Raw genomic sequence first — 6000 nt, 5'->3', positions numbered from 1 at the left:
TACGCCAACCCCAAAAGAGGCTGGACTTGATCCAAAGGAATCTCACCCAGCCGAAGCTGAGACGAGGTTATTTGGCATTTGACAAGTGCACGCTGTTGAGTTCTCAAGGATCGGATGCTCCCGTGTTCCAGCCTCTCGGCTCTCTTCACGGGGCAACGTCACGTGTGCGACGAGCTCGGCACGGACACATCCCGAAGGAGGATCCACGCAGGACTCGCTGCGGCGGCAGAGTCGCTCTCGCGTCTGCCGCACTCACTCCCACGATCCGTCTGCGACGATCTCGAGGAGGGAGGATTCCCATCCTAGACCAGAAGTCCTGTTCTCTCTACCGAGAGGTTTGGGATGGGGGTGGTTCTCCGCTTGAGGGGGCGAGGCCTTCCGGCCCTTCGCTCTTCCCTGTGGGGCGAACAAGTAATAACTTACGCGGCGTGCCGACATCGGGCAAATCTGGGCTGCATCTCGGGCGTGTCGCGCCCTCCGCGCCGCCGTCCTGCGGCGTCGCGGGTCGTAGGCTCCCCACATGGACACCCGTCCGCTCCACGCGCGTCTCCCCGTCGGCCGCCTCGCCCGCGCGGCCGTCCGCGCCGCGGGCGACGAAGCCGCCAGATGGGCGGGTGCCGCGCCGGTCGACCCGGATCCGGCTGCCGTGACGGTCGCGTACACGAGCGAGCGGTGGATGCGTCTGGACGACGCACCGATCACCGCGTTCGCCCCGCTGTCGGGCTTCTTCCGCACGCGGGACGGCTGGGTGCGCACGCACGCGAACTATCCCCACCACGCCCGCGCGCTGCGCTCCGCCCTCGGGATCGACGCGGCGGGCGCGGCCGAGGCCTCCGCCGCCGCGGATGATGCCGAGCGGGTGCGGGAGCGGCTGGCGACGCTCTCCACGGCGCACGCGGAGGCGTCGATCACGGCCGCGGGCGGGCTGTGCGTCGCCGTCGTCCCGGCGCAGCACGCCACGGACGAGCGCCTGCGCGCCTCCCCCGCGGTGTCGGTGACACGCATCGGGGAGGCGGCCCCGCGCCCCGGGCGCGCGTCGCCCGCCGATGCGCCGCTGCGCGGCATCCGCGTGCTGGATCTGACCCGCGTCATCGCCGGCCCGGTGGCGACGCGTACCCTGGCACTCCTGGGCGCCGACGTCCTCCGCGTCGACTCCCCCCGTCTGCCCGAGCCGGCCGCCCAGCACCTCGACACGGGCCACGGCAAGAGGAGCACCCTCCTCGACCTGGACCGTCCCGCCGATCGCGCGGTGTTCCGGCGCCTCGCCGCGGATGCCGACGCGATCGTGCTGGGCTATCGCCCGGCCGCGCTCACGCGCCTGGACCTGTCGCCCGACGCACTGGCCGCACTGCGGCCGGGTGTCGTGATCGTACGGCTGAGCGCCTGGGGCGAGAGCGGAGGGCGGGGTTTCGACAGTCTCGTCCAGGCGGCATCGGGAATCTCGTGGATCGAGTCCACGACGGCCGACGTTCCCGGAGCCCTCCCGGCGCAGGCACTGGATCACACCGCGGGCTACCTGCTGGCCGCCCACACGATGGCGACGCTGCGCCGCCGGCGCGCGGAGGGCGGGAGCTGGCTCGTCGAGACATCGCTGCGGCGCATCGCCGCCGAGCTCCTGGGGATGCCGCGCGCACGACCGGGGGTGGACGATTTGGCCCCCGCCCCCGACCCCGATCGCCATCTGCAGCGCTTCACGGTGGGGGGCCGGAGCGTCGTGACGGCGGCTCCCGCGATCGCCTACGCGGGCGCTCCCCCGCGCTTCGCCGCGCCGCGCGAATGGGGCGGCGACGCTCCCGCCTGGCTGCCGCGCTGAACGGCGACGGCCCCCGCTCCGCAGAGCGAGGGCCGTCGTGAGAGGCAGGGTCGCTTACTGGGCGGCCTTGACGATCTCGAGGAGCTTCGGGCTGTTGGCGTAGGCCTCGGCCGCGTTCTCCTTGGTGACGATGACCGGCGGCAGCAGGTACGCCGGGACGACCTTGACACCGTTGTCGTACTGGGTGGTGTCGTTGACCTCCGGCGCCTCGCCCTTCTGGAGCGACTGGATCATCTTGATGGTCTGGGCGACCAGCAGCGAGGTGTCCTTGTTGATGGTCGAGTACTGCTCGCCCGCCATGATCGACTTGACCGACTCGGCCTCGGAGTCCTGACCGGTCACGGTGAACTGCGAGATGTTCTTGCCGGCCTGCTTCACCGAGGTGATGATGGCGCGCGCCAGCGTGTCGTTCGGCGACAGGACGCCGTCGATCGTCGCCGACGTGTAGTTGGCGGCGAGCAGCGAGTCCATCCGGCTCTGCGCGTTCTCGGCCTTCCAGCCCTGCGTGGCCGTCTGCTGGATGTCGGTCTGACCCGACACGACCTTGAGGGTGCCATCGTCGATCTTCGGCTGGAGCACCTTCATGGCGCCGTTGAAGAAGACCGCCGAGTTGGCGTCGTCGGGCGAGCCGGAGAACAGCTCCACGTTCCACGGCGCACCGTGGCCCGAGCGCTTCTCGAGGCCGTCGAGCAGGGCCTGGCCCTGCAGCTCGCCGACCTTGAAGTTGTCGAACGCGACGTAGTAGTTCACGTTCGGCGTGTTCTCGATGAGGCGGTCGTAGGCGATCACCGTGACACCGGCATCCGCCGCCTGCTGCAGCTGCGTGCCGAGCTGCTTGCCGTCCTTGGCGCCGATGACGATGACCTTGGCGCCGTTGGTGATCATGGCCGAGATCTGGTTCTGCTGCTCGGCGACCGTGTTGGATGCCGGGGCGTACTGCACGTCCGCCTTGAAGCCGGCCGCCTTCAGACCGTCCTCGAACAGACCGCCGGCGAGCACCCAGTTCTCCGACGTCTTGTCGGGCAGGGCGATACCGATCGTGGCGTCCGCGGCGAAGCCCGCCGCCGCGCCCGCCGATGCGGTCGCGTCGCCGCCGCGCCCGGAGCTCGAGCAGCCGGTGAGCGCGAGTGCCGTGACGGCGGCCACCGTGGCTGCCGCAAGAGCGATTCTCTTCATTGATTCATCACTTTCTCTGGTGAGGGTGAGGCGAGTCGGTCCCGGACCTACACCTTGGGGAGGTCGGCCGGCTGGCTCGACTCGTTCGTGCCCGACGTCGGTATGACGGCGGGGACGTCTGTGATCAGCTCGGTGCTCCGGTCGCGACGGCGCATGAGCAGACCGATGATGGACGGGCCGCCGCGACGCTTGCTGATGACGTCGACGGCGACGGCGAGCAGAAGGACGAGGCCCTTCGTGATCGACACCGAGTCGGCGCCGGCGCCGATGAGCTGGAGCCCGTTGTTGAGGAAGGCCATGACCAGGCCGCCGATGATCGAGCCGATCACCGTGCCGATGCCGCCCGACACCGCGGCGCCGCCGATGAAGACGGCCGCGATCGCGTCCAGCTCCCAGCCGTTGCCGTCCTGGGGGCCGGATGCCGTGGCGCGACCGACGTAGATCATCCCGGCGATCGCCGCGAGCACCGACATGTTCATCATCACGAAGAAGTCGACGCGACGGTCCTTCACGCCCGACAGCGCGGCCGCGAGGCGGTTGCCGCCGACGGCGTAGATGTGGCGGCCGAACACGGTGCGGTTGGTGACGAAGGAGTAGATGACCACGAGCACCAGCAGGATGACGCCCGAGATCGGGAAGCTCGTGCCGGGGCGGCCGGTCGCGAACAGCCACGCGGCCCAGAGGATCGCGGCGGAGAGGATGACCACCTTGACCACCGACACCCACACGGGGGCGGACTCGGCGCCGATCTTGGCCTGCTGGCGGCGCAGGCGCCACTCGTTGTACACGATCCAGGCCACGCCGATGAGCCCCAGGAGCATCGTGAGCACGTTGAAGTCGACCGCGATGGGCAGCTCCGGGAGGTAGCCCGAGCCGATGTAGCTGTACTCCGGCGGCACGGGGGTCGTCGTCGACTGCCCGATCCACTGGTTGCCGCCGCGGAAGATGAGCATGCCGGCGAGGGTCACGATGAAGGCGGGCACGCCCACGTACGCCACCCAGAACCCCTGCCAGGCGCCGACGAGCGCGCCGACGACGAGGCCGATCGCGATGGCGAGCGGCCACGGGGTGTTCCACTCGTTCATCGACTTGGCGACGATGATCCCGACGAAGGCGGCGACCGAGCCGACCGACAGGTCGATGTGGCCCATGATGATGACCATCACCATGCCGATCGCGAGGATCAGGATGTAGGACTGCTGGCTGACGACGTTGATGAGGTTCTGCGGCGAGAGGGTCGTGCCGCCGGTCCAGATCTGGAAGATCAGGATGATGGCGATCAGCGACGCCAGGATGCCGAACTGTCGGAGGGAGGAGGTGCTCCCCCCGAACATCTTCTTCAGGTCGGAGAAACCGCCTGAGCTCTTGGTGGGTACCGTCTCGGTGCTCATCGTTGTGCCTTCTGTCGTGCGGAGGTCATGCTGCGCATGAGGTTCTCGGGGGTTGCTTCGGCGACGGGCAGATCATCCGTGATCTGGCCCTCGAAGATCGTGTAGATGCGGTCGGAGATGCCGAGCAGCTCGGGCAGCTCGCTGGAGATGAGGATCACGCCCTTGCCCTGTGCGGCCAGCTGCTGGACGATCGTGTAGATCTCGTACTTGGCCCCCACGTCGATGCCGCGCGTCGGCTCGTCGAGGATGAGCAGCTCCGGGTCGGTGAACATCCACTTCGCCAGCACGACCTTCTGCTGGTTGCCGCCGGACAGCTTCGAGACGCCGACGTCGACGCTCGGGGTCTTGATCCTGAGCTTCTTGCGGTAGTCGTCGGCGATGTCGTTCTCGGCGTACGGGTCGATGACGCCGTTGCGCGCGATCTTGGACAGCTTCGCCGCGACGATGGAACGCTTGATCGTGTCGAGGAGGTTCAGCCCGAGGACCTTCCGGTCCTCGCTCACGTAGGCCATGCCGTGATCGATCGCGGACTGCACGTCCTTGATCACGACCTCCTTGCCGTCGATGAGGATCTGGCCCGACTCGTACACGCCGTACGAGCGGCCGAACAGGCTCATCGCGAGCTCGGTGCGGCCGGCGCCCATGAGGCCCGCGATGCCGACGATCTCGCCGCGGCGGACGTGGAGGTTCGAGTGCTTGGCGACCAGCCGCTCGGGGATCTGCGGGTGGCGCACCGTCCAGTCGCGCACCTCGAAGAACACCTCGCCGATATGCGGCGTGCGGTCGGGGAAGCGGCTCTCCAGCGAGCGCCCCACCATCCCGCGGATGATGCGGTCCTCGTCGACGGTGCCGGAGGCGACGTCCAGGGTCTCGATCGTGCGCCCGTCGCGGATGATGGTGATCGAGTCGGCGATCTGCTCGATCTCGTTGAGCTTGTGGCTGATGATGATCGAGGTGATGCCCTTCCCCTTAAGGGAGAGGATCAGATCCAGCAGGTGCTGGGAGTCGTCCTCGTTCAGGGCCGCCGTCGGCTCGTCCAGGATCAGGAGCTTGACGTCCTTGGCGAGGGCCTTCGCGATCTCGACGAGCTGCTGCTTGCCGACGCCGAGGTGCTTGATCTGCGTGTCGGGGTCGTCGCGCAGGCCGACGCGGGCGAGCAGGTCCACGGCGCGCAGCCGCGCCTGGGGCCAGTCGATGACGCCGCCGCGGCCGATCTCGTTGCCCAGGAAGATGTTCTCCGTGATCGACAGCTCGGGGATCAGCGCGAGCTCCTGATGGATGATCGCGATGCCGGCGTTCTCGCTGGCACGGATGTCGCGGAACTGCACGACCTCCCCGCGGTACCAGATGTCGCCGCTGTAGGTTCCGTAGGGGTAGACCCCCGAGAGCACCTTCATGAGCGTCGACTTGCCCGCGCCGTTCTCGCCGCAGATCGCGTGGACCTCGCCGGCCGCGACCGTGATCGAGACGTCGCTGAGGGCCTTCACCCCCGGGAACTCCTTCGTGATGGAGCGCATCTCCAGGATCGGCACTGCATCCGCCATCGTGCGCGACCTCCTCGTCGTCGGTTGTCGTTCTTCTTTGATCGAGCGTCAATGTGACCGTTCACATCGCTTGAAC

The 6000-nt window shown here is 68.3% G+C and carries 4 protein-coding genes; 1 reads left to right on the top strand and 3 read right to left on the bottom strand.

All coding sequences use genetic code 11. From position 1 onward, the window contains the following. Positions 1 to 520 precede the first annotated feature (520 nt). A complete protein-coding gene (locus tag L0965_RS15320) occupies positions 521 to 1813 on the top strand; it encodes a CoA transferase (protein WP_101306540.1) in 1293 nt (430 codons plus the stop codon). A gap of 54 nt (positions 1814 to 1867) precedes the next feature. Here the strand turns inward: L0965_RS15320 and L0965_RS15315 are convergent, their stop codons facing one another. From L0965_RS15315 to mmsA, 3 genes are read right to left on the bottom strand one after another with little or no spacing between them, the layout of a single operon-like run. Continuing rightward, positions 1868 to 2989, bottom strand: coding sequence for a sugar-binding protein (locus L0965_RS15315; RefSeq protein WP_061782151.1), 1122 nt, complete (start codon positions 2987 to 2989; stop codon positions 1868 to 1870). A 47-nt stretch (positions 2990 to 3036) separates the two neighbouring features. After that, on the bottom strand, positions 3037 to 4380 hold the full coding sequence (gene mmsB / locus L0965_RS15310; RefSeq protein ID WP_060959529.1) for a multiple monosaccharide ABC transporter permease: 1344 nt from the start codon (positions 4378 to 4380) through the stop codon (positions 3037 to 3039). After that, the gene (gene mmsA / locus L0965_RS15305; RefSeq protein WP_101306541.1) at positions 4377 to 5924 is read right to left on the bottom strand and encodes a multiple monosaccharide ABC transporter ATP-binding protein; all 1548 of its coding nucleotides are present in this window, start codon (positions 5922 to 5924) and stop codon (positions 4377 to 4379) included. The genes mmsB and mmsA overlap by 4 nt, the downstream gene beginning before the upstream one ends. Between the last annotated feature and the right edge of the window lie 76 nt (positions 5925 to 6000).

The sequence above is a fragment of the Microbacterium sp. NFH-22A-Y genome (assembly GCF_021401375.1).
Taxonomy (GTDB): Bacteria; Actinomycetota; Actinomycetes; order Actinomycetales; family Microbacteriaceae; genus Microbacterium; species Microbacterium hominis.
This window is presented reverse-complemented; position numbering and strand designations above follow the sequence as displayed.